This window comes from Peribacillus sp. V2I11, assembly GCF_030817135.1.
GTDB lineage: Bacteria > Bacillota > Bacilli > Bacillales > DSM-1321 > Peribacillus > Peribacillus simplex.
On record NZ_JAUSYW010000001.1, the window covers coordinates 149,958 to 172,801 of the forward strand.

The window sequence follows — 22,844 nt, forward strand, 5'->3', positions numbered from 1 at the left end:
CACTCTCATGACTTACTCTACATCATAACCTTGTTCATCGATTGTTTCTTTTATTTTCTCAAGTGTTACTTTTTCCTTATCAAACGCTACATCTACTTTTCCTGTATCCAAATGCACTTTGACGTTTTCAACACCTGCAAGTTTTCCTACATTCCCTTCAACTGCATTCACACAATGACCACAAGACATTCCACTTACATTCAAAGTTACTGCTTCCACTTCAACATCTACTCCTTTATTTTTTCATTAATTTTTGTATCGTTACAAGCACTTCATCTATAACCTCTGTATCCCCATCATTCAGGCGTTCGACCACACAATTCCTTAGGTGACCTTCCAATAAAATCTTGGCCACACTATTCATCGCACTTTGTGTAGCTGCTATTTGGGTAATCACATCATCACAGTACGTATCTTTTTCAATAAGACCCTTTATACCGCGAATTTGACCTTCGATTCGATTTAACCGGGTCGTTAAATTCTTTTTTACTGCTTCTGAGTGATGACTCTTTCGTCCATGGGAAGATGTCGTACAGCATTCTTCTTCATTCATAGAATCTTGACCATTCATCATTTCATCCATTACTCATCCCTCCTCGAAAATAAATATACCATACCTCCCTATCCTATGCAAAGAGAAAAGCCATTGTGTCAATATTTCTTTATTCTTTGCTTCTTAAGTATATCTATTCCTTAGTCTGTTTAACAAAACTACATAAAAAATTCCCCATGCGAAGCTAAACAAAAAAGGATGAACTACATGAGTCTACTAGGGATGTAAATAAAAACACTCATCTCCGGAGAAATGAGTGTTTATGGATCTTAATACCCTACGCTGGCATAATCCCGATAAAGTTTAACGGGTTTCAATTTTTTAGTTGGTTATCTGTTTTAAAATTGCATAGTTAACACACCGAAATTAATAGATATGTTTGTTTTCAAATAAAGGATGTTCTTACTCCGCACCTTTTAGTTAATAAACAAAAAAGTAATATATTTTTTATTGGTTATCAAACAAATAATCCAACAATCATAGCACTTTACAAGGAGACAGCCATGCCCCTAAGCAACAGCTTCCAAACATTCATTCCGATAATGTTCGATTTTTCATCATCGAAGATAGAATTGAACGTACCATAAATCATGCCAACTGTACTGAATTTGGCAAATGAGGTGAGATACTTAACTGCCACTGCTACTGTATGCGGAGCCAGGCCTAATATGAAATATTTAGTATTTCTAATGGATTTAGAAGTTGGGAATCCAGAAGAGAATAGGAAAATCATTGTACGCTGGTTAGAAGCTAACTACTGTGATGATTTGGATGTTGTAGTACTTCCTGAAATGTGGTCTACGGGTTATGCGTTAGAAGAATTAAAAGAAATCTGCAAAGTGGATGATAATCAATCAATTGAGTTTTTACAATCACTGGGTAAGAGGTTTAACTCGATTGCCGTATTAGACGGTAAAGATATCTTTAATCGTGCGGTTATTGTAAATGGAATGGGTGAAATTGTTCACACATATGACAAGTTGCACCTTGTTCCGATGTAAGATGAGCCCAAGTTTTTAACGGGCGGTCATAATCAAGTTAAAGTATTCGAACTTGAAAGTGTCAAGATGGGGATTATTATTTGTTACGATTTACGATTCCCTGAAATTATTCGTGACTTAGGATTACAGGGTATTCAAGTGTTACATATCGTAGCAGAATGGCCACTCGCAAGGGATAAACATTGGAATATATTACTTCGTGCGCGTGCAATTGAGAACCAAATGTATGTTGTTGCATCAAATATTGCGGGAACACAGTTAGGAGTGGAATTCGCAGGTTCCTCACAAATTGTAGATCCCTGGGGAGACGTTGTTCAGAAATTAGATCAAGAAGTTGGTGAATTAAAGGCAACTTTAGATTTAGAGAAAGTACCGCAAATAAGAAAAGAAGTTCCTTTATTCGATTCCAGAGTGTCAGAGAAATATAGAAAGTTATAAGTAGGCGGCTACTGCAGGGTTCAAACTTTGAAGAAGCTTTTTAGGTTTAATAATTTTTCAGCTTGTTAGACCTAGAGTTTTATTTTTATAGTAGTTTAATAAGCAATAAATTCACAAAAAAAAACCTTAGTTAACTCCCAGAGGGTTTGTATCACTTTGTATCCGGGTTCCTAACAAAATATGCAATGAAATTAGGATCATATACTTTTCTGTTCTCTATCTTAAGGCTACCTAAACTCCCTTAAAACCTTTTTTATATTTTCTAATTTCTGGTGATTTAGTTTCAGCATTCCATGCCCTTCTTGCGTCTTTGGTTTGCCCAGCGAAACTGTATTATTTAAGAGTTCATTAAATTCTTCTAACTCAGTTAATTTACGGCCAAGTATTGTTTCAAATTTATTTATCAAAAGCGCAACAGCCCCTGACACATGTGGGGCAGCCATGGATGTACCTGATAAGACGGCAAATTGGTTACCAGGAAAGGTTGATACAACTTTCTCCCCAGGGGCTACTAAATCCACTTCACCATTAGAATTACTAAATCTGGAAATGCGTTCGCGCCGGTTAACTGAGCCTACTGCCACAACTTCCGGATATGCAGCTGGATAACTGTACTCGTATGTTTCGCCCTTACCATCGCCTTCATTTCCCGCGGCACACACGACCATTATATTAGATTGAACGGCGTTTATAATCGACGAATGTAAGGCCGGATCATCATCCGGTCCCCCTAATGACATCGAGATAACCCGTACTTTTTCGCCATTAGGACCCGTCCAATTGACAGCGTAATTAATAGCTGACGTAATGTTTTCTGTTGTTCCTTCTCCTGATCCAGTTAAAACCTTAAGTACCAGCAACTTCGCTTTAGGTGCTGCACCTACAACTCCAAAACCATTTTCTGCTGCTGCAATGGTTCCGCAAACATGAGTCCCGTGTCCATTATTATCGGCAAATTTGACAGGATCACCATAATAATCGTCCGTGAAATTATATCCACCAATAATTTGACCAATCAAATCAGGGTGATCTGACTGGCATCCTGTATCGATTACGGCTACTACTATGTTCTTACCCTTAAACCCTTCTCTCCAAATAGAGCGTGCACGAATCATTCTAATACCTCGAGGAACTTCCAAGGTATTTTCTGTTATTCCTTCTACTTGGAAGGGTACTAATTGAACATTTGGCAATTCTAGCATCTCCCTTCATATTAACCCTAAAACGGGCAGAAGCACCCCTTTTTGTACAATTGAGGGGAATCCACAAAAACCCGTTTAGGAAAGCTGAATCCAATAACATTGATTACAGCCTTTCTTTATCCTATGAATGGAGACAAGCTTTTGCTATAAACCTTAGGTCTAATTTGATATTTTAGTTTACTAAAACAAAATACCTATAATTGAGATTGAGTAGATATATCACCGTTTACAAATCCTTAGTAAAAAGAAGAAATGCAAATCTATAATCATCAGAACCTTAGAAAAAAAGTAATTACATAAACGACCTTATTGGAAAGGAAAAAAAGCTACCTCCATTATAATAACCAATATAGACTTACATTTATCATGGATAAATTCAAATATGGACTAGGTAAAGGGTAAATAATTGATGACTAAAACAACCTTTTTTAAAGGAACTACGATTTTCATTATAAACATATCGAGATTCGCCAAGGGATTAGTAAACTTAGCATCTCCCTCAAACAGGTTGGGTGGATATCCATCCATCAAGGTCTTTCATTCTTTAGTTAATTTTTCAACTATTTTATATTGTATATATGATTCTGTTCCTGTTTTTCGTAAATTCACTGATAGCTGCGTACACACTCATTTATTACTCTTTTGGTTTGTCTTCCCAAGGTTCAAATGAAAAAGGAATTCCAATCATTTTAGCAGTCAATTCTTCATAGGAAAACTAAATCTTTTTTTGAAAACTCCTTTAAGGAGCGTTTCCCCCATCGCTCTTAATGCCATTTTCATTTCTTCTATACTTGCTGAAAAGAATTTCTCTGCTGCTTTTACTCCATCTGCTATCTTAAATTGATCCTTGAATTTACCTTGATTCCAAACAACTTGTGTAGGTGGTTTAAAGGGAAGAGCATTCAATGCCTGACTATGTGAGACAGCAAATAATATGGCAGATCCAACATAAACAGCATCTGCACCGAGTGCAAGTACTTTTAAAAAGTGCCCAGGTACTATTAGCCCTTCTTAGACAATTAAACTAATTTGACCCGGACCATTTAATTGAACTCGGTGTTGATTTCATTACAATTGACGGCGGCCAAGCAGGCACACACGGTGCACTACTACCCATTTTATCCGATGACATGGGAATACCGACATTGCATGCAGTTGTCCGGGCTGTTAATCATTTAGAAAAGAGAAAAATGATCTTCTTCAATTTTTCCACCTGCCCCCATTTTCACACCAATAGGAACACCACCAGTTATGCTCCGAAGGTCATTAACTAGTTTTTTAATATCTTTCAATGTTTGATTTTCAAAAAAATGTTCAAAAAGACTCCATCTCATTCTCTTTAAGCCCCACCACTTCACTAGCCCGACCTGTTAAATTTTTGGGTGAAATTTTTCCACCCATCCCAGCTAGTGCGCCTTGTTTCGATACCATAGGCCATCCCTTTAATCATAAGAGGGATTTGGTTTTTTTGGTTTTCGAATCCAATGATTACCTTAACATCAACGTCTTCTTCACCATCAATAGGTAATGGTGTCGTTTGAGCAGGGATAAAGGTAATTGGATCCAAATGCAGCCATTTTTTTGAAGAGCCAAGTGGTCGATGCAGGACGTCGCCTGTTTCTGCACGCAAGCTATTTTCAAGCATATTTTGAACGCCTAATAAATGACTCCGACACCTATCCCCAAAGCAAAACGTGTTTAACGAATACTATTCAGAGTTATGTAATTTTATTAGGTGCATCAGGGAAAAAGTCTAGCTTCAAAGCATAAAACCGTGTTTTTTGCTCGGATCTTATACTATTGCCACATTTTTTTATTTAAAGGCACTGGTTAAATGCTGTTGATTTTTCACAAAGAAAAAAGGACCATATTAATTGAACTGCACCCCAATTGTTAGATAACATCTAACAATTGGAGGTGCAGTTTTTTTGACTAAATATACGATAGACGAAAAATCAAATGCAGTTTTAGAGTACTTAGAAGGGAAAAAATCCTATAAATCCATTGCTCAAGAAAGAAATGTAGGTTTATCCCCTCTGAAAAGAAGGGTCGCTCGCTATCTAAAACATGGGATGGAAGGACTTGTTTCATCCTATACAAATTACACTTTGCCCTTTAAACTAGAAGTACTTAAATATATGAACGAATATGGGGCATCGATCAACGAGACCGCTGTACACTATAACCTTCCTTCCGATTCTACACTTTTGAATTGGGCAAATCAGTTTAAGGAAGGAGGTATAGACGCCCTTAAACCAAAGAAAAAGGGGCGTCTATCCATGAAAAAAGAAACTAAGAAAAAATCGCCAGCTAATGGCTCTCAAGAAGCACTTCTTGCCGAATTAGAATACTTACGTGCAGAGAATGCCTATCTAAAAAAGTTGAATGCCTTAGTTCAAGAAAAGGAAGCCTTACAAAGAAAGAAAAAGCGAAAGTAGTCCATGAACTAAGGAAACAATTTGATTTAAATCTGCTTCTATCCATTTCTAAAATGGCACGGAGTACGTACTATTATTGGGTAAACGCCTTCGGGCGTGAGGATAAATACACAGAAATTAAATCCCTTATCAAAGAGATATTCCATACGCATAAAGGGCGTTATGGGTATCGGCGTATCACCCTAGAATTACGTAACCGAGGTGCTCGCATCAATCATAAAACAGTTCTCCGATTGATGAATGAACTAGGATTGAAGTCATTAGTTCGCATGAAGAAATACCGTTCGTACAAAGGGAACATCGGCAAGATTGCGCCCAACATTCTAGCACGTGATTTCAAGGCGGCAAAGTCCAATGAAAAATGGGTGACAGACGTCACAGAATTCCATCTAGCTGGGGAGAAACTATACTTATCGGCCATTCTAGACCTGTTTAATGGAGAAATCATCGCCTATAATATCGAATCTCGTCCTGTTTATCCGCTCGTTTCCAAAATGCTGGATAAAGCCTTTGATCGCTTGGAATCGAAAGATTCACCCATTCTCCATTCAGATCAGGGCTGGCATTATCAGATGAAACAATACTCGCATGATTTGAAAAAACATAACATTACACAAAGCATGTCCCGCAAAGGAAATTGTCTCGATAATGCGGTCATTGAAAACTTCTTTGGCTTATTAAAATCCGAATTACTCTATCTTCAAGAATTTGAAAGCATGGAGCATTTCAAACAAGAACTAGAAGAATATATCCATTACTACAATCATCAACGAATCAAGGTAAAATTAAAAGGCATGAGCCCGGTAGATTACCGGGTTCATGCCCTCAAGGCTGCCTAAGTAAATAAAGTGTCTAACTTATTGGGTTCACTTCATAATAGGGTCCTTGGTGAAACATCTTCTTCAACAAACGCAAGGTTGGTTCTATAGAAATTATTAAAAAACAGCGCGATTTGTTTTACTAAAATTTTAAAAAAGAGTGTAATCAATCCGTATCTTTCACTTTTTTTGTAGTATCATTTAGGTCTTGTAGCTCTTATTTTCGCACTTTCACCTAGCTCACGCGAAAACTCTTCATTCACACGATCCGGTTCGATTTTTAAGTTATTGGGAGTTTGAGGTAATGATTTTTTTCTGCTAGATGATTTTTGATTGTTTGATCTTCCCATAATATTGCCTCCTAACTATATTTTAATCTTTATTAGTATGGCTAAGAATCACATTTATATATCTTTAGATTTGTTCATGAACGACTTTTTTCCTTATAAATTTTTTTTGGGACTGCTCCTTATTTTACTACTGCACCTGATAGTTCTATAAGAAAATTTAAATTTTAAGCTGAAGAGTTTTCAGTAATGACTTTTTCATTGCCTCTACAAAGTTCTTCCGTGTTTCATCAGATAATTCTAACAAGGAAAGATAGGGATTTAAATCTTCTAATTCAACTAATAAAAGTTCACCTTGTTCATTCCGGCAAGCATCAACTCGTTGAATCCCCCAATCAAGATTATTCCATTCAATAAATTTGTTAGCAAAAGTTAAATCTTCTTCAGTAGGTGCATATTCTTTTAATTCCCTTCTTTGAACTTTATCTGATGCATAATGAGCATACTGAAATTCTTTATCGATAAAATAAAATGAAACCTCATACTCCAAGTTGATAAATGGTTGTACCAATGTGTTTTTTGATTCTGAATCAACTTTATCTCTCAATTCATCTTTCGTTACAAATTCCAAACCTGAATCTGCACCATCTTTCGGCTTTACAATATACGTCTCTACATTAGGGAGTTTATCTAAAGAATCAAGAGTATCGATAGCTGGAATAACAGGAAATTGAGCATTCGTTAGTTCAATTAAGTATTCCTTCCCGTTCATATCAGCCTTTCCAATAAATGAATTGTATGTTTTCAAAAAACCAGAAGCTACTCTATTTCGGAAAGCTTGATTATTATCTTAAAATTCGCTACTGGACCAGCATTTCGAAATACTATTAAGTCAAAATCTTTTTCAAACGTTTCAGTTCTTCAGGATGACAAACGACCAACTGAAAATCTTCTCTAAGCTTCGAAGTAAGGTACAAATCCTCCTCATAATAATTTCTTCCTTTTGCTTCATAATATAAATCTGTTACGTACAATAGTGTGTTCATTAACCCTCACCTGCTTTACATTTATTTTCATTGATTTAAAAAGGATTTAAAAACAAAAAAAGGGATTGCCCCAAAAGTCAGTAAAATGACTTTTAGGGGCAACCCCTTTTCGTATTGACTTGGTGATACTTCTTTAAGGGGTACCGCCATATCTTTAAGTCATTACCATGGTCGAGAAGTTTGGACTCCACTCTTAAGAACGTGAATGTGGAACCCATATATCCTCAAAGCCAAAAAAGCTAATTAAAAACCGGAACTTGATTGGATAATGGGAATATTACTGTTCTTTTGAAATATTATTATTCCTTTTCTTTTTCACTAAAATAATGATGGCAATGATAAAGGCAACTGCGCTATATATCCAGGTATACATAAAGGCAAGACCCAATCCTATATTTGCATCCATATAATCGTTTTTTACATGATCTATGGCTAAATATAAAAGCGGTGCAGCTCCAATGATGAATAGGATGACAAAGAGAACATTCTTTTTCGGATTCCTGGTTGATAAAAAAATAATGATGAAGGATAGCATGAGAAACGCTTCTGAAGCCATCGTCAACGTTATCAGATTGCTCATTATAGTTCACTCCTAATCGTGGTTTCATAAATGGAATATATTTATGTTCCCTTATATCTATGTTAGTTTTCGTTCCTTTTTCATTAATCTCATAATATTTTTTATTTATTAACTTTGTTTATCTGCTGACTTTAGGGTACATGTGCTTAATAACCAGGTAATGATAAGGAATTTTATTAGCTTATTTAAAAAACCTGAATACCTCCAACAGGAATGAAGGATCCAGGTTTCATGTTAATTTTTCTTTGATAATTGCAAGGCATTCTTGATGCTTTTCAATGATTTTGAGCTTCCGTACATCAAGACTCCACCACGATAGATTTTTGCTCCGATTATTCCAAGTAAAACAATGGTTAAGATTAACACTGCTATGCTGATGGCGATTTCCCAGAATGGAACTTCAAGCATCCCTACACGCAAGAACATGATCATAGGCGTGAAAAATGGAATGAATGATGTAATCGTAATATAACTCGCTGACGGATTCCCCAGTCCAAACATCGCAATCATGAAGGCAATGACAACTAACATGGTCATCGGTGAAATCATTTGCTGGACATCTTCAATTTTGCTGACAACGGACCCAAGACATGCCGCAAGAGTCGCGTACAGAAAATAACCAAGCAAAGCGAAGATGATTGCATATATGATCGTTGAGATATCGGTGCTGCCGAAACCGAAAAATGAAAAGAATCCTTCATCCATACCTGTCAAGTTTTGTTTAATCGAGAAATAACCCACTCCAAAAAATAAAATCATTTGCGTAAGACTAAGCAGGGCTACCCCCATTATTTTGGCAAACATCTGTGTGACTGGCGGGACACTTGAGATCAGGATTTCCATGACACGTGAAGTTTTTTCAGTAGCCACTTCCATTGCAATCATCGTTGCATACATCAACACACCGAAGTAAATAACGAATAAGAGTACATACACGAGACCTCGAGCTTGATTGAGATCCTCTTCCGTTTTTGCATTTTTCTGAAGTGCAATCGTATCAAATGCTGGCGGCGTATTCAATTGAGCGATTTGCTGCTCTGTCAAATTCAATTCTTTCGCAGTTATTTGACCCTTCAATTGGGTAAGTGCTAAAAGCAAATCATTACTTACTGCAGAATCTGAAATTTGATTCGCTTTATACGTTCCCTTGAAGCCGAGGCTGGCATCCTTTTCGATTAACAGATACCCAACGATTTCTTCTGCGCTGACCAGTTTCTCCGCTTCCTTTTCATCCTGGGCTGAAATGATCGATAGGTCATCGTTCACACCTGTTACCGCATTTTTATAAGAATCAAATAAGCTATCTTCAGTCTGATCGATGACGGCAACCTTTACCTTATCGTCACTGTCGAATTTATCAATAAGATTCGAAATATTCGTAAGGACAAGAATCAGGGCCAGCATAATGATTGTAGAAATGATAAAGGATTTCGTTTTTAATTTTGATAGATATGTATGGGAAAGGACAATCCAAAAGTTATTCATAGCCGGCACCTACTTTTTCAATGAAAATATCCGTCAGCGATGGTTCTTCCAATTCGAACTTCCGGACGAAACCTCTTGGAACAAGATCACGAATCATATTCTCAGCCACATCTTCACCAGTGACTTGAAGAATTTTCCCTTCCATCGTGTTCTTAACATTTGTTACACCTGAATAATTATCCAAAAAAGATAAGTCAAAATCAGCTTTAATTGATACATTCTTTTTACCAAAAGAACGCTTGATTTCTTTTAATCTTCCTGCCACGACAGGGGAACCTTTATGCATGATGCAAAGATGCTCACACATCTCCTCAACATGCTCCATGCGATGGCTCGAGAAAACGATCGTCGTGCCGCTGTCCCTTAAGTCAATGACAGCTTTCTTCAGTATTTCCACATTCACGGGATCCAGTCCGCTGAAGGGTTCGTCAAGGATAAGTAATTCAGGTTTATGGATCAAGGAGGCGATCAGCTGGATTTTTTGCTGATTTCCCTTTGAAAGCTCTTCAACTCGCTTATGGATATACTCGGGTACCATAAAGCGGTCTAGCCAATACTCCAACTCTTCCAAAGCATCCCGCTTGTTCATCCCTCTTAATCTAGCCAAATACACAATTTGATCGCGGACCTTCAGTTTTGGATATAATCCGCGTTCCTCAGGAAGATAGCCAATCAATGAACTGGTCGTATAATCGATTTTCTTACCATTCCAGATCACTTCCCCTTCAGTGGGGTCAAGCAGTCCGAGTATCATCCTGAACGTGGTCGTTTTACCCGCTCCGTTCCCTCCTAAAAAACCGAACATTTCTTTTTCGGGGATAGTTAAATCAAGCTGGTTGACAGCAGTGAAATCCCCGAATTTTTTCGTAACTTCTTTGATTTGTAAAGACAATGCACAACCTCCTAATATATGATTTTCATTCCATGTTACCGGAAAGGTTTTCCAATTTCAACTATCACCAACGACCAAATAACTCTTTTTCTTCTTCGATTTTATGCAAATTTCCAGAAAAAGATTTCACTATCTAGTCCTTGAAGATAATTAAAATGTAAAATAATGGGCACAAACTGCAATTCTGCGTTATTGAGGTTGTTGTAGCCGTTATTGTTAAATTTCACAGTATATGGATATGGATTTTCCATCACCAAAAAAGGGACTTTTACTCTTGACATTTGCTTTAGTAAATTTGGAGATTTTTCTTCTATTTATAAAAAGAGTGATTGGGTACAATATGAACAGAACTAAAAAGTATAAATGGTCCAAAATAATATTTTGCCAAACAGTAAACTAAATATTTTGAAGTATCGGAGGAAGTAAATGATTAATGAAAAAGTGGCTTTGATATTAGAAGATAAAATTAACGTTATTAAAAGTGATGAAACATCCATTTATTTAGTCGGCCCCATCAAATTACCCGTTAACTTAGAGGGCGAAACAATTGTATTCCAGTGGTATTGCTGGTTACGATGTGAGAATATGGCAGGTCATTTTTGTGGAGACGGCACTTATAATATAGAAAAGATCATTGAAACTTTAGCCTCTTCAAACTTGGCGGAAATGCAACAATCAAGTGTGTTACTGTATGGAGATTTTCAAAGCTCCTCCGATGCCCTTATCCGGATGCATAGTATTTGTCATACTGGGGATATATTTGGCAGCAAACGCTGTGATTGTGGCTTTCAATTAAAGCAGGCTATGAAAATGATTGCGACTCAAGGATCTGGTGCTTTATTTTATTTAGCGAATCACGAAGGAAGAGGCATCGGATTATTTAGTAAAGCCATGGCTTATGTACTGCAAGAAAAAGGGTTAGATACGGTGGAAGCGAATTTAGAGCTTGGATTTGTGGATGATTCACGTAACTATGATGACGCCATTCGAGTGTTAAAAAACCTGCGCTCTAATCCAGTGACTCTTATCACCAACAATCCGAGAAAATTAGAAGCTCTTCAAAACTCAGGTGCCAACGTAGCAGGCAGAGTTCCGTTATGGGGAGATATTTCCGAGTTTAATGAAAAATATTTAAAAACTAAAGTGGTACGTTCCGGTCATTTAAAAGATATTAAAAATGAATGACTGATTTGTTTTATAAGAAATTGGTTATACCCCTGAATAGGTTTATACGAATGTTTCCGAATTGTTGGAATAATCGGGGGAACCACAAGAATCGATGAATGTATTATCCTGTAAATATCCTTTAAAAAATCATTTGACATGGAAATCAAATGTGTTATTAAAAGATTATTTGATAAAAAAGGAAGAAAAGATTTTCGATTCGCCCAAACTAGTTGTTGAAAAAGGAATTTATTCCCTAAAGACATATCCAATAGAGAGTTCCTCACGATGTCATTCATTTCAATCGCAGATTTTTGGATGTATTAAAAAAAGAGGGAATATCCCCCCTCATATTATATGTTGTTATATACCCTATGTCCAAATAGCTACAAGTTTGATGACCTTACCTTCCTTATTTGCTTATGCTACTCTATTCGTTTTACAAAACACAATCATTCTTCCCGATGATATGGTCAATCAGCATAACAATTAAGGGTGTAACCGCAGCGACATAGATATTATCTATTCCTAATTGATTACCGACAAGATACCAGACAGTTTTCGTAACTACTGCAAAGAACATTCCCAATACTGCTCCTCGGCCACTGCTAAAACGCGGGAAATAAATCATCAAAAAACAATGACGGCTAAAGTGGTTCTTAATGCCCTAGCAGAAGACCGTACTTCGTATATCTGGAGCAAAGATCGCAAATGGAATGGGAATCAGCCCTATAACAATTGTGGCAGTCCTGGCAAATCGCAGTGATTTGTCATTATTTCTTTATTAATAATTGGATTATAGAAATCTTTTAATAAATGAGCAGCTGAAGTTAAATTACCAAAAAAATCCTTAACATTTTTCCTAACCCTTCAGTTAATCTTGGATTTTTCCATTAATGACAACACACTTCCCATTTGTAGGTTGCTTTATCATCCTTCCATCCTTGATGTATACAGTGTAAGTATTATTGACTTTAGCATCTAATCTTGCTAGGTCTCCCATTCTTGCTATGATATTTTTGACAGCTTCCCTCTTCAGATTATTCATAACTTGCTTTTTCCATTGTTCCCGTTTGTTTTTTTGTTCATTTTCATCAACCATCAGGATCCCATCCTTCTTGTTTGATTTATGTCTTCTCCGATAATAGTGTATTATTTTTTTATCATCTTGTTACACTTATGCTTTTCCTTAATTGAGTTCTTTTATTTATAACATGACAGGTTACGGTAAAATGAAAAAATATACGTGTAAGGTGATATAAGTAAAATCGCTCACCCTAGTGATAACAAGAAAAGAAAACATAAAAACAGGATGCAACGGAAAGTTGCACCCTGCCTGAAAAAGGGGTTTGCTTCATTTCGAATCAGCATAAATTCTCTGCGATAAACACCTCATCTACATTAGAGTAAATACTGGTATCTGACTAGAGTTTACCATCCAAAGCAACCATCCCCTATATCTTAAAAGTATTATCAACTTTCAAAGCATAAATGACAATTTTTGAATGAGTTTTCTGCTTTTACGTGCAAGAGAACCATCTCCTTGCTCGAATCGATTTTTTAATGAAGCTTTCAGTAGTTAAGTTAAACGTCTTTAACCGACACCTCATTTACTATATGATGTGAATCATACGTAATCACTAGCCCCTTCTTCTTTATTTATAATGACCATTAGCGGGCAAAATATAATTGGTTGTTTATGGATATCGAGAATTGTTTAAAATCAGGTTATCTCTATAGAATGAATCTTGGTGAATGTACCCATTAGTACACTTTCAATCAATTTTCAGCAAATAAAAAAGGCTGCACCGTCTACACAAATCGAAAAGGAATAAATTATTTTTCACTGCTATTATTTAGGAACTTTTGTAGATGAATAAAAGCCTAATGATTCATTAGTTAAGGATATTTTTATTGGTTCCATTATTTACGGAATGGGATGGGTCTTCTTTGGTATTGTCTTTTTTAACAGTTACAGAAGTTTATTTTCATGGTAGTAAAAGTAAAATCCTTCGCAATCTCAAAGGCATAACAAATGCCTAGCTTCCTAACGATCCTTTTTAGCGGAATTAAGCTAAACGACACGATAAAATCCACACTAAGCTCGACGTTCTTCGTCGGTGGAAATGGGCAAAAATAAAAAGGACGCCTGTCATTTAGTTTTCACCGACTTTCTGATCAACCCCTTGCATTCTTACTTAATCATTAATAAAGAAACGACAAAGCGAATAACCTCGCTTTGTCCATACCTTATAGCATTAGGAAGACTTGATTATTGCGCATTTAACTCTGCACGATAATCGTCTATAATCCCTTGTATCTCAGGATTTGCCGGAACATTTGTGACGTCGTAGAGGAATCCATCGGATTCGGCCAAAGTCATTTTGCCGTCAACGACTTCAAAAGTCAAATCCAGGCGGCCCAAATAATGTTCTTGTTCTCCGCCGGCTTGAGTAATTGGCACCTTCACCTCTCCGTTGAATTCGTATTCGGGAGTTTCGATGACCTTGTGTGTATCTGCGCCGATTACCGCCGAAACTCCGGGAACCTGAGCCAGCTTATGGTCTTCAGGGTTTCCGGCATGCGAAAGGACAATGTTAATGTCCGACTTTTCACTCACTTCAGGAAGCAACGCATTCAACGCTTCAACAGGTTCGATGAAATCGAGGTCTGCAACATCATTCCAACCGCGAATTTCCGGCTTCATCGAAGTAAGGCCGATCATGCCGACTTTAACGCCAGTGAAAGTAAAACTCTTCCAAGGCTTGACATTCTGTATGTACTTTCCTGTTTCCCTGTCAATGACATTACCAGTAAGGATGGGGAAATTCACGTTGCGGTGGTAATCCTTTAACTGTTCATAACGGCTGTCAGGTGTGCCCTCCCCGGCAGGGTAAACGCGGAAGTCGTTATTTCCGAGAGCCATTGCATCATAGTCCAAAGCTTTCAAAAGAGATGTCTCCAACTCTCCTTGACCCTCCTGAAACTCACCGCGCAGGAAGACGTCCCCGCCATCGACGAGAAGCACATTCTTCTCTTCATTGCGCACATTTTCGATGATGGTTGCATACTTGGCAATGGAATTGTGATGAACGGTTCCATCATCCAGCGTAACGATGTCATCCAAATGGCCATGAAAGTCATTCGTCTGGAGAATGGTAAGTTCAAACTTCTCTCCCTCCTTGAGCTTTTCCTCAGCATCTGCCGTAACGGGCATAGCGACAATAGCGGCAGTCATCGCCAGCGAATAGCAGCCCATCAAAAAAATCTTTCCCATTTTATTCACACTATTTCCTCCAATCAATGACTCTATTAAATTGTAAAAAAAGTTATTCAGTTTCCAGTCTTTTCGGATTTCTCAAGAGCTACTAGTTTATTTTTTTCTTCAGAGTTAGTTTTTTCTTCTTTGTCATTGCTTGCTTTTTTAAATTCTATTAAAGTGTTTCCAAAAGCCCTTCCAATTTCCGGTAATTTAGAAGGGCCAAAAATGATTAACGCAATGACTAGAATTAGGCCAGGGATGCCGATACTGGATAACAAGCGTCTCACCTCCCATACCATGATGGTTTGTTAGTACTCAAAAAATGCGATCTTTATTTATAAAATTGGCATACCATGACGCTCTAAAGCTGCTGCTTCTAGAATAGACATGCCTTGTTCTTCTGCGAATGCAGTAAGTTTATCCGAAACAACAGGAGCAAGGCTTGCAGGCGGTAGAGCCTGGTTCATAGCTCGTCTACGGGTAGAGTTTCTGCGTGCAAATGGTCCCCAAATCGCAAAGGTGATACCTGGTGTTTGCATATTTACAAAGAAATTATTTCCATCTGGAGAAAATGTAGGACCAGCAAATTCAGAACCGTTCATCATATTTTCAGCGAAAGTATATATTTTTCCTTCAGGAGTCAATCCGACAATACGGTCATTACCGCCACCATCTTCCGCAATCCAAAGATCTCCCCAAGGAGTGATTGTAATGTTATCCGGTGCTTCCAAATCATTTTTATCCGTAGACTCATAGAATAGTTCTAAGCTGTTTGTCGCAGGCGTGTAGCGATAAACGCGGCCAAGGCGTGCGGAACCTGCACTTGTATCATCAAACCATAAAGTACCTTCAGAAAAATAAGCACCTTCTAAGCGGCTAAACAGAATACAGCCTTTATCCTTAGCATCTTGCTGTGCGATTTCAGGATTTAATTTTTTCCAGACAATCCCGAATTTTTGTCTAGTACTAAATTGACTTGCAGCTGCAGCTGGTAATTCATCAATCGCTGCTGCTTCAAGGATACCGCCCTTTTGCAGAGAACCCAGCTTTTGACTTCGGTCATGCGGTGTAAAACGGTATAAGAAGCTTGGACTTGCGTCTTCCGTTAAATACCAGATTCCTGTTGAAGGGTCAACATGCCCAGCTTCATGGGAGAAATACCCCATATCACGGATCGGTGTTCTTGACATTTCGTTTTCAGGATCAAGCGGATTCACTTCAAATACAAAGCCATGTCCCATATCACGAGTTTCTTCCATTGTTAACCAAGTGCCCCAAGTCGTAGCTCCACCGGCACAGTTTCGGATTGTACCTGAACTTGATACATACTGATCGATGACTTTGTTATTTTGTCCAACGATTATTGTGGTTGTGCCGCCGGCAGCACCAGAGCTCCAAGGTTTTTTTCCATTTACAGGGTAATCTGAATTTGTCCCATTTTCATGGTTTCTTACAAGAATGGTTGTACCTTTCTCCACTTTATAGGCAGCCATTCCATCGTGAGCAGAAGGGACAAGGTCACCATTAGGCATGATATCACCAGTTCGTGAAAGCATTTTGTAATGAAATCCCCTTGGCAGATCAAGAACTCCATTTGGATCCTTTACTAGTGGGCCATATCCACTAAATCCACTTGTTGGATTGCTGGATTCTGCTGCAAATCCTTTTGTAGCCCCCGCAAGAGAAAATACCCCAGTTGAACCAAGTGTTAATGCTAAAGTACTCATTCCGCCAACTTTTAAGAAATCACGTCTGTTTAAACCGCTATTGCTAGACATCATCAACATTACCTCCAAAATTTTTTTGAGGGGTGCTATATTCCTTATAGCAAACTCTACCCTCAAAATTAACAGACTTTTTTAAATGCTCTGTTAATCCCGTGTGATTTTATTCCTTTGCATGAAAAATAAACCGAAAGTCACATTTTATCGAAAAAAAGCATATTGGCAACATGCAAAAGGTGGGAATTGATGGTTTAAGTCCTAATTGGAGGAAAAACTAAGGATTTTGTCATAAAAAGACCGATGCAGAATATTAAAGCTTATTAATAGTTTGTAAATATAAGAGATACACTATTACAAACTAGTTAACCCGATTAAGTCTACCCAAATCTAATGAATTTTTGGAAAGGAATCAGTTAAAGACATGCTTAACATTAGTTACTCTACTATGACAAGGATTGCTTCTTTTCATTAATAATCAATTTTTATATCCACACCTTTAAAACAGTGCTACAGACTCATTCTGTATAACACACCCTACCTCCATCTCAACATGTAAGTTTTTTCAAGTCAGTTAAAAGAACAGGTAAAGTATGGTCATTTCGGATTAATGCCGGGATTGATAATCTAACTGGGAAACGAAGTTTTTAAACGAAGCGCGAAGCTATAGAAACTAAAAGCAGGTATTCAAAGTTGGCCGTACGAGATCCATAGGTTTGAGAAGAGGAGAGATTCTCGCTTTATAATGGAAAAATGTCGACTTAGACAAAGGTGTTATGTACATAGAAGAATTATAGCCCTTATGAGTTTCATAAAGTAATTTTCAAAAATAGACTGGGGTGAATAGAAAGAGAAAGGAAAATATAATGAAAAAAGTATTATTCTTAGCTCTAGTTTTAAGATTATTTGTAGGATGTTCTTCTAAAACAACAGGGAGAAAAGAAATCCCGGCAGATGATGTAATTTTTCTGCATTTAAAGATGCTGGATTAGATGTAGAAAACCCAAAAAGGAATAAATCATTATTGATTTATTCCTTCTGATGTTATAGAACGATATGAAACGCCTATACTGTTACACAAGATCTAGGGCTGACCCTTAGGGAGTAAATCAAGATGTCCCTACCCCTTCGGTTGCTAAATCAACCGATTAACTGAAAACATTGATTTCAATAATATCCGGCAAATTTACAGTTCTTAATAGGGTTTTTATAAAAAAGGTCTCCGATCTTCTGGCTGCCAATGCAAGGATCTCCACTCAAGAAGAACTCATCAAATAGGGTTGACCTTGCCCTGCATTTTTTGATCTGAGTACCGATTTCGTTGAATTTCGATCCATAAGGGAGAGCCTTTAAAGATACAAAAAAGGTCTGGTTCAATGCCTTCTTTTCGTCCAGTCGCCTTAACTTCTACGATGACTTGTTTAGGATCTGAAAAGATGAGGCTTGTTTTGCCGTTAAGAAGAAGATTTATTGAATGATATAAAGTTAATATAAAAAAAGGTACGGAAAATTATTTTCTTTAAAAAGTACCATCTACTTTCAATGTAGGTATTATATTGACCGAAAGCAATGAACTAACCTCCCTCGATAGTTCCATAAAAGAGCTACCTAAAAGACAGCTCTGATCTTCAGCTAACACACCTGTTAGCATTCCTGTAGATCGTTAAATATCAGGTTTGAAAAAAATAGAGCCCCTCAGTAAGATACGAGTATAGAGACCAATCTAACTCAAAGTCTTAAGGAGGAAGCCCTACTATGAATTTTAAAATGCAAAACAAACAAAATCAACTAATTGAGAGAATTACGGATCAACATCTAGTTGTTGGTGTGGATATTGCCCAACACGTACACGTGGCCCGTGCTGTAAACTTTAGGGGCATTGTGGTCGGGAAACCCTTGTCTTTTGAAAATAACGAAGAGGGTTTTACTCGATTACTAAACTGGATCCAGGAACTAAAACACATGAAAAACCTAGACACAACGATAGTCGGAATGGAACCTACCGGACATTATTGGATAAACCTTTCAAAGTGGCTAGTCAAACAAAACATGGATGTCGTCACTGTCAATCTCACCATGTCAAAAGAAACAAAGAAAATCGTGATAATACGCAATCCAAAAGTGATAAAAAAGATGCCCTTGTTATCGCTGATATGGTGAAGAATGGCTACTATGCCTTCGTTCGTTCCACTTCAGAATCATTTGAAAAACTTCGTGTCCTTATGGCTAACCGAGATGTGATCGTTAAGCGTCTTGTTAGCTCCATCAACCAAATTAATCGCTGGGTGGATGTGGTCTTTCCCGAGCTCCGGCAAGTGTTTAAAGACGTATCATGTAAAGGGGCAATCGCAACCCTACGCCTCTTTCCTACCCCAGCTGAATTATGTTCCTTACAACCTCAAGATATCGTAACCGGTTGGAAATCATGTATGAAGCGACATTCCGGGCATAAAAAAGCCCGTTCCCTGCTTGTATTGGCCAAGCGTTCAATTGGTACGAAACAAGCCCTTGATGCGTATAAACTTCACTTGGGACAGTTATTAGAGGAATATGATCTCGCTTCATCCCAACTCGAAAGAGTGACGCAAGAAGTCACAAACGTCTTGGAACAGATTCCATTCGTTAAGCAAATACTTGCCATTAAAGGAATCAGCGAGATTTCACTAGCGGGAATCTTAGGAGAAGCTGGAGATCTGAGTGGGTTCGCTCACGGGAATGCGCTCCTTCGTCATGCAGGATTGCATCTCGCTGAAGCAAGCTCTGGGAAGTGGAAAGGCCAAATTGTTCTTTCCAAACGTGGAAGATCACGCCTGCGGCGTTACCTCTTCCTTGCGACCATGAGTCTGGTGATGAATAACCCTGAGTTTAAAGCCCTACACTTGAATAATGTTAAAGTGAAGAAGATGAAGAAAATGAAATCCATCATGAAACTTTGTGGAAAACTCGCCCGTGTCCTAGTAGGGATAGCTCGTAATGGCTCTGCCTATAAACCGGAAATGATCTTCCCACTTGAACAACTAGCAGCGTAAATTTACATTCACATGGTTATTTAACGAAAGTTGGCTTATTCGTAGGATTTCAAAGAAAGCACGAAGTACTGGATGTAATGAACAAAAGGGCAATGACCCGTTCCGTTAGCAAAACCGGCCTCCACCCCTTGGATAGGCATGACGAAGGAATGAAAGGGCATAGGATTATGACCCGTTGAGACATGGGAGGGAAAGCCTCCAGGGGCAGCGTGGAAAATGCGTGCAACATATGTAATAATATGGGATTCTCAATAGATCCCCTATTTCAATCTGCCCTCATCTTATCAAAACGGTCCTATCTCTTTCGTTCATCTAAAGCAACCTATACCATGTGGTTTGAAATCCTGCGAATAAGCGAGTATTCGTGAGCATTATCTATTAAACTGAGGGAGTTCATTAAAAGCATTTTTTATTAAAGAATTGCGCACGTCTGTTGAAAATTAAATACTATTAAATCCAAATCGTACTTATTGAACTTTAGCACCCAGTTAAGATTTATTACTATGGTGATTAATATAAAATTCATCTATCTTACTAAATATTTTATGTATAGTTGAGATTGGAGTATAAGGATTTAATAGAACTGCTCTTAACCAACGTTCTCCTCTATAAGTTGGCAGGGAGAAAAATACACGTTCTTCATTAAGCAGAAACTGTTGCAACTCTAAGTTCCATCGGTCCCATTGTTTCGAATCGAGATATTTCGGTCTTCCTCTAAAACAACATAAATTTGTATCAGGTTCACTTGCTAACTCTATGTAGGAGCGTTTTTTAACTTGTATTACAAATTCCTCAACTAATAAATAACTTTCATTCAATAGTTGGTCATAACCTTTTAATCCAATGTGATGAAGAGACAAATATAACTTTAAAATGTCAGCATGACGGGTGCCTTGAACACTAACTTCACCTAAATTTGTAAAATTTGTATCATTCATATATGGAGCAGAAATACGGAAATCCGTTTCCAACAAATCACGATTCTTAAATAATACCATAGCACATGTTTTTGCGACATACATCCATTTTTGAGGGTTAAACGTTATAGAATCTGCCCTTTCAATACCAGAAAGTAGTTGACGATACTTCTCTGAAAATACTAATGCCCCACCATAAGCAGCATCTACATTGTAACCAGAGCCCATACTTCTTTGCTGTTTCCGCAATGGATAAGATGGGATCAATACTACCTGTTACAGTTGTTCCAGCCGTTGCCACAACTGCAAAAGGTTTTTTCCCGTCTTCAAACAATTTAATAATCTGTTTCTCTAAGTCGAAGATATCCATCTGAGAATTATGATTACTTTTTACAGCGATTACACTAGAGGTACCTAATCCTAATAACATTGCTGCTTTATGAAGAGAAGTATGGCTCGTTTCTGATACTAAAATAACTGGTTGACCTATTAATCCAGTTAATCCTGCCTCTTTAACTTGTAATTTATGGTTCCGAGCAACTGCAAGGGCTTGAAGGTTAGCAAGACTCCCTCCACTAGTCATTACTCCCCCACCCTTTTCGTCAAAGCCAAACATATGTGCAATTTTTTGAAGCACCTGAACTTCCATTTGAGAGAATACAGGTGACATTTCAAAACTCAACATATTGTTATTAATAGCCGTTGTTACAAATTCACCCAAACAGGAAATTAAAGTAGGTATTGAGTCCATATGACCAATATAGTTAGGGGTGAGAGGATTCAATGAATTTCTTAAAATCTCTTGTAATTGCAGAAGAATATCTTCAGTAGGAGTCCCTTGCATGGAAAACTCACCAAAATTATAATTTTCTATTTGAGCTGTAGATGAACGTTGCTCAGAATTAGTAGAATTCTCTATAACTAAGTCCATAACTTTTCTAATTAAGCTTTTAACTTCGTCAATATTTTGACCATTTGGTTCAATAAAAGAGTCATTCGGAAGAAAATCAATATTCATAATTATCACTCCACTCTCGGAATTATTGCACTTATTATAACAATCGAGCAGATTGATTCAAGAAAAATATGGAATACCTCTTATGAAAAAATAAAAGCAAACATCGTAAATACAATCTTGTGATAATACAACTATACGGACCAATTGTTGAAAAAAGGTCATTTAGCACTCTTCAACTTTCCTGCCCCGTTAGTGCCATAAAAAAAGAGCTGATCGTGATCGTCACAGCTCACCAAAGCTATAATACCTTTTAGTTGAATTAATCAAGTAACCTTCTATTGATAATTACGTACACAATTGTTAATAAAATCAACATAGCAATTATGAGAACCGTTAATTCATAAGGATATTCAATAAAACTATTGACAACTACTAACAATCCTACCGGTAGAAAAAAATTTCCACCTGTTACTGTACCTAATAAGGACTTATTTTTTATCATCTTTTCATTAAATCCTGCTAACAACCAGGTTTGTTTTTTCACAGCAACTAAGTACGCCACAAGTAAAAAAGCTATACCAATAACCAATAATCCATAATCCACCTGTTCACCCCCAAAGGACAACTTAATTGCCTGCTACTTTTAATACGAACTAAAAAGGTAAAAGTTCCCTTTTTTCAAAATAACCTCCCTCTATAAACACGGTTTGCACCACTCGGTGTATTAGGGGAATTATTTTTTCATTTTACTTTCAAACAGAGTATTGAAATTCTGGTTTTCATTACCAAATTGAGCATACACTTCGCTAAAACTAATGGAAACCATTATCTATTTTCTCCACTATGTGATCCACAATAGATCCCTGCGAAACTTATGATGACGTACCCTCCCATGTCTCTTAACGTCATTTGCGCTTACATTCCTTCGTTCGGTCTATTCATAAGGCAGAGGCCTGCTAAGCTGCCCCGGGAACTCTTGGTCTTAGTTTAGTAATGTTGCTGCCTTCCTTCAGGTGCCACATACAGGTTGGTCTCTTTTGTGACCACACCGAT

General features: G+C 37.5%; 22 protein-coding genes and 4 pseudogenes. 6 read left to right on the forward strand and 20 right to left on the reverse strand.

What is annotated here, in order from left to right; genetic code table 11:
- Positions 1-12: 12 nt before the first annotated feature.
- The 3 genes and pseudogenes from copZ to QFZ73_RS00645 form a co-directional block, all read right to left on the reverse strand.
- On the reverse strand, positions 13-219 hold the full coding sequence (gene copZ / locus QFZ73_RS00635; RefSeq protein WP_307261884.1) for a copper chaperone CopZ: 207 nt from the start codon (positions 217-219) through the stop codon (positions 13-15).
- Positions 220-235: 16 nt separating this feature from the next.
- Positions 236-574 (reverse strand): metal-sensitive transcriptional regulator, encoded by a 339-nt coding sequence (locus tag QFZ73_RS00640; protein ID WP_285847308.1) that lies wholly within the window; start codon positions 572-574, stop codon positions 236-238.
- Positions 575-1,040: 466 nt separating this feature from the next.
- Positions 1,041-1,214, reverse strand: a pseudogene (locus tag QFZ73_RS00645) (nucleoside transporter C-terminal domain-containing protein); the annotation flags it as partial.
- 28 nt (positions 1,215-1,242) lie between these two features.
- Between QFZ73_RS00645 and QFZ73_RS00650 the strand changes: the two are divergent.
- Positions 1,243-1,992, forward strand: a pseudogene (locus QFZ73_RS00650) (carbon-nitrogen family hydrolase).
- A gap of 227 nt (positions 1,993-2,219) precedes the next feature.
- Here the strand turns inward: QFZ73_RS00650 and QFZ73_RS00655 are convergent.
- Positions 2,220-3,185 (reverse strand): S8 family peptidase, encoded by a 966-nt coding sequence (locus tag QFZ73_RS00655; RefSeq protein WP_307261887.1) that lies wholly within the window; start codon positions 3,183-3,185, stop codon positions 2,220-2,222.
- A 705-nt stretch (positions 3,186-3,890) separates the two neighbouring features.
- Entirely contained in the window at positions 3,891-4,100 is a 210-nt protein-coding gene (locus tag QFZ73_RS28805) for a hypothetical protein (protein WP_373458893.1), read from the reverse strand.
- Between the two features lie 167 nt (positions 4,101-4,267).
- Between QFZ73_RS28805 and QFZ73_RS28810 the strand changes: the two are divergent.
- A pseudogene (locus QFZ73_RS28810) lies at positions 4,268-4,324 on the forward strand (hypothetical protein); the annotation flags it as partial.
- Positions 4,325-4,369: 45 nt separating this feature from the next.
- Here the strand turns inward: QFZ73_RS28810 and QFZ73_RS28815 are convergent.
- Together QFZ73_RS28815 and QFZ73_RS28820 are read right to left on the reverse strand one after the other, a co-directional pair.
- Positions 4,370-4,528: a hypothetical protein gene (locus QFZ73_RS28815; RefSeq protein ID WP_373458894.1), complete on the reverse strand. Its 159-nt coding sequence runs from the start codon at positions 4,526-4,528 to the stop codon at positions 4,370-4,372.
- A 23-nt stretch (positions 4,529-4,551) separates the two neighbouring features.
- Complete coding sequence (locus QFZ73_RS28820; protein ID WP_373458895.1) at positions 4,552-4,839, reverse strand: hypothetical protein; 288 nt, start codon at positions 4,837-4,839, stop codon at positions 4,552-4,554.
- A gap of 283 nt (positions 4,840-5,122) precedes the next feature.
- Here QFZ73_RS28820 and QFZ73_RS00675 point away from each other — a divergent pair.
- Positions 5,123-6,471 (forward strand): IS3 family transposase gene (locus QFZ73_RS00675; protein WP_307261889.1). Its coding sequence is split into 2 segments (ribosomal slippage): positions 5,123-5,567 and positions 5,567-6,471, totalling 1,350 coding nucleotides; the frame shifts between segments, so codons are not numbered across the junction.
- A 176-nt stretch (positions 6,472-6,647) separates the two neighbouring features.
- Here QFZ73_RS00675 and QFZ73_RS00680 read toward each other — a convergent pair.
- From QFZ73_RS00680 to QFZ73_RS00705, 6 genes are all read right to left on the reverse strand, one after another.
- Entirely contained in the window at positions 6,648-6,800 is a 153-nt protein-coding gene (locus tag QFZ73_RS00680; protein ID WP_251434133.1) for a YfhD family protein, read from the reverse strand.
- Between the two features lie 157 nt (positions 6,801-6,957).
- Entirely contained in the window at positions 6,958-7,509 is a 552-nt protein-coding gene (locus QFZ73_RS00685; RefSeq protein ID WP_307261893.1) for an ATP-grasp domain-containing protein, read from the reverse strand.
- A gap of 115 nt (positions 7,510-7,624) precedes the next feature.
- On the reverse strand, positions 7,625-7,783 hold the full coding sequence (locus QFZ73_RS00690) for a hypothetical protein (RefSeq protein WP_307261895.1): 159 nt from the start codon (positions 7,781-7,783) through the stop codon (positions 7,625-7,627).
- Between the two features lie 277 nt (positions 7,784-8,060).
- On the reverse strand, positions 8,061-8,363 hold the full coding sequence (locus tag QFZ73_RS00695) for a hypothetical protein (RefSeq protein WP_307261898.1): 303 nt from the start codon (positions 8,361-8,363) through the stop codon (positions 8,061-8,063).
- A gap of 234 nt (positions 8,364-8,597) precedes the next feature.
- Positions 8,598-9,848, reverse strand: coding sequence for an ABC transporter permease (locus QFZ73_RS00700; RefSeq protein ID WP_307261900.1), 1,251 nt, complete (start codon positions 9,846-9,848; stop codon positions 8,598-8,600).
- On the reverse strand, positions 9,841-10,740 hold the full coding sequence (locus tag QFZ73_RS00705) for an ABC transporter ATP-binding protein (RefSeq protein WP_307261902.1): 900 nt from the start codon (positions 10,738-10,740) through the stop codon (positions 9,841-9,843). The genes QFZ73_RS00700 and QFZ73_RS00705 overlap by 8 nt, the downstream gene beginning before the upstream one ends.
- A 426-nt stretch (positions 10,741-11,166) precedes the next feature.
- On the opposite strand from QFZ73_RS00705, the gene QFZ73_RS00710 reads away from it, so the two are divergent.
- The gene (locus QFZ73_RS00710; protein WP_307261904.1) at positions 11,167-11,925 is read left to right on the forward strand and encodes a GTP cyclohydrolase II; all 759 of its coding nucleotides are present in this window, start codon (positions 11,167-11,169) and stop codon (positions 11,923-11,925) included.
- 853 nt (positions 11,926-12,778) lie between these two features.
- On the opposite strand, the gene QFZ73_RS00715 is transcribed toward QFZ73_RS00710, so the two are convergent.
- The 4 genes from QFZ73_RS00715 to QFZ73_RS00730 all read right to left on the reverse strand — a co-directional run bounded on the left by QFZ73_RS00715 (position 12,779) and on the right by QFZ73_RS00730 (position 16,947).
- On the reverse strand, positions 12,779-13,006 hold the full coding sequence (locus QFZ73_RS00715; protein WP_251434111.1) for a hypothetical protein: 228 nt from the start codon (positions 13,004-13,006) through the stop codon (positions 12,779-12,781).
- Between the two features lie 1,170 nt (positions 13,007-14,176).
- Positions 14,177-15,181, reverse strand: a complete 1,005-nt coding sequence (locus QFZ73_RS00720; protein WP_307272508.1) for a bifunctional metallophosphatase/5'-nucleotidase — start codon at positions 15,179-15,181, stop codon at positions 14,177-14,179.
- A 56-nt stretch (positions 15,182-15,237) separates the two neighbouring features.
- The gene (locus QFZ73_RS00725; protein WP_307261906.1) at positions 15,238-15,444 is read right to left on the reverse strand and encodes a twin-arginine translocase TatA/TatE family subunit; all 207 of its coding nucleotides are present in this window, start codon (positions 15,442-15,444) and stop codon (positions 15,238-15,240) included.
- A 57-nt stretch (positions 15,445-15,501) separates the two neighbouring features.
- Positions 15,502-16,947 carry an alkaline phosphatase PhoX gene (locus QFZ73_RS00730; protein WP_307261908.1) on the reverse strand — a complete coding sequence of 482 codons (1,446 nt, stop codon included), beginning with the start codon at positions 16,945-16,947 and terminating at the stop codon, positions 15,502-15,504.
- 806 nt (positions 16,948-17,753) lie between these two features.
- On the opposite strand from QFZ73_RS00730, the gene QFZ73_RS00735 reads away from it, so the two are divergent.
- Positions 17,754-17,879 (forward strand): putative periplasmic lipoprotein, encoded by a 126-nt coding sequence (locus QFZ73_RS00735; protein ID WP_285847300.1) that lies wholly within the window; start codon positions 17,754-17,756, stop codon positions 17,877-17,879.
- A gap of 775 nt (positions 17,880-18,654) precedes the next feature.
- A pseudogene (locus QFZ73_RS00740) lies at positions 18,655-19,916 on the forward strand (IS110 family RNA-guided transposase).
- Positions 19,917-20,404: 488 nt separating this feature from the next.
- On the opposite strand, the gene QFZ73_RS00745 reads toward QFZ73_RS00740, so the two are convergent.
- The 3 genes from QFZ73_RS00745 to QFZ73_RS00755 form a co-directional block, all read right to left on the reverse strand.
- On the reverse strand, positions 20,405-21,061 hold the full coding sequence (locus QFZ73_RS00745) for a pyridoxal phosphate-dependent decarboxylase family protein (protein WP_307261911.1): 657 nt from the start codon (positions 21,059-21,061) through the stop codon (positions 20,405-20,407).
- Complete coding sequence (locus QFZ73_RS00750; RefSeq protein WP_307261914.1) at positions 20,976-21,851, reverse strand: pyridoxal phosphate-dependent decarboxylase family protein; 876 nt, start codon at positions 21,849-21,851, stop codon at positions 20,976-20,978. The genes QFZ73_RS00745 and QFZ73_RS00750 overlap by 86 nt, the downstream gene beginning before the upstream one ends.
- Positions 21,852-22,110: 259 nt before the next feature.
- Positions 22,111-22,395: a DUF3784 domain-containing protein gene (locus tag QFZ73_RS00755; protein WP_307261916.1), complete on the reverse strand. Its 285-nt coding sequence runs from the start codon at positions 22,393-22,395 to the stop codon at positions 22,111-22,113.
- Positions 22,396-22,844: the final 449 nt, after the last annotated feature.

Excerpts from the sequence above, each read along its gene's own strand:
- QFZ73_RS00685 (WP_307261893.1), bottom strand. The coding sequence starts at position 7,509 with ATGAACGGGAAGGAATACTTAATTGAACTAACGAATGCTCAATTTCCT.
- QFZ73_RS00735 (WP_285847300.1), top strand. The coding sequence starts at position 17,754 with ATGAAAAAAGTATTATTCTTAGCTCTAGTTTTAAGATTATTTGTAGGA.
- QFZ73_RS00700 (WP_307261900.1), bottom strand. The coding sequence starts at position 9,848 with ATGAATAACTTTTGGATTGTCCTTTCCCATACATATCTATCAAAATTA.
- QFZ73_RS00715 (WP_251434111.1), bottom strand. The coding sequence starts at position 13,006 with ATGGTTGATGAAAATGAACAAAAAAACAAACGGGAACAATGGAAAAAG.
- QFZ73_RS00690 (WP_307261895.1), bottom strand. The coding sequence starts at position 7,783 with ATGAACACACTATTGTACGTAACAGATTTATATTATGAAGCAAAAGGA.
- QFZ73_RS28815 (WP_373458894.1), bottom strand. The coding sequence starts at position 4,528 with ATGAGATGGAGTCTTTTTGAACATTTTTTTGAAAATCAAACATTGAAA.
- QFZ73_RS00750 (WP_307261914.1), bottom strand. The coding sequence starts at position 21,851 with ATGAATATTGATTTTCTTCCGAATGACTCTTTTATTGAACCAAATGGT.
- QFZ73_RS00710 (WP_307261904.1), top strand. The coding sequence starts at position 11,167 with ATGATTAATGAAAAAGTGGCTTTGATATTAGAAGATAAAATTAACGTT.
- QFZ73_RS00730 (WP_307261908.1), bottom strand. The coding sequence starts at position 16,947 with ATGATGTCTAGCAATAGCGGTTTAAACAGACGTGATTTCTTAAAAGTT.
- QFZ73_RS28820 (WP_373458895.1), bottom strand. The coding sequence starts at position 4,839 with ATGCTTGAAAATAGCTTGCGTGCAGAAACAGGCGACGTCCTGCATCGA.
- QFZ73_RS00680 (WP_251434133.1), bottom strand. The coding sequence starts at position 6,800 with ATGGGAAGATCAAACAATCAAAAATCATCTAGCAGAAAAAAATCATTA.
- QFZ73_RS00695 (WP_307261898.1), bottom strand. The coding sequence starts at position 8,363 with ATGAGCAATCTGATAACGTTGACGATGGCTTCAGAAGCGTTTCTCATG.
- QFZ73_RS00745 (WP_307261911.1), bottom strand. The coding sequence starts at position 21,061 with ATGGGCTCTGGTTACAATGTAGATGCTGCTTATGGTGGGGCATTAGTA.
- QFZ73_RS00640 (WP_285847308.1), bottom strand. The coding sequence starts at position 574 with ATGATGAATGGTCAAGATTCTATGAATGAAGAAGAATGCTGTACGACA.
- QFZ73_RS00720 (WP_307272508.1), bottom strand. The coding sequence starts at position 15,181 with ATGGGAAAGATTTTTTTGATGGGCTGCTATTCGCTGGCGATGACTGCC.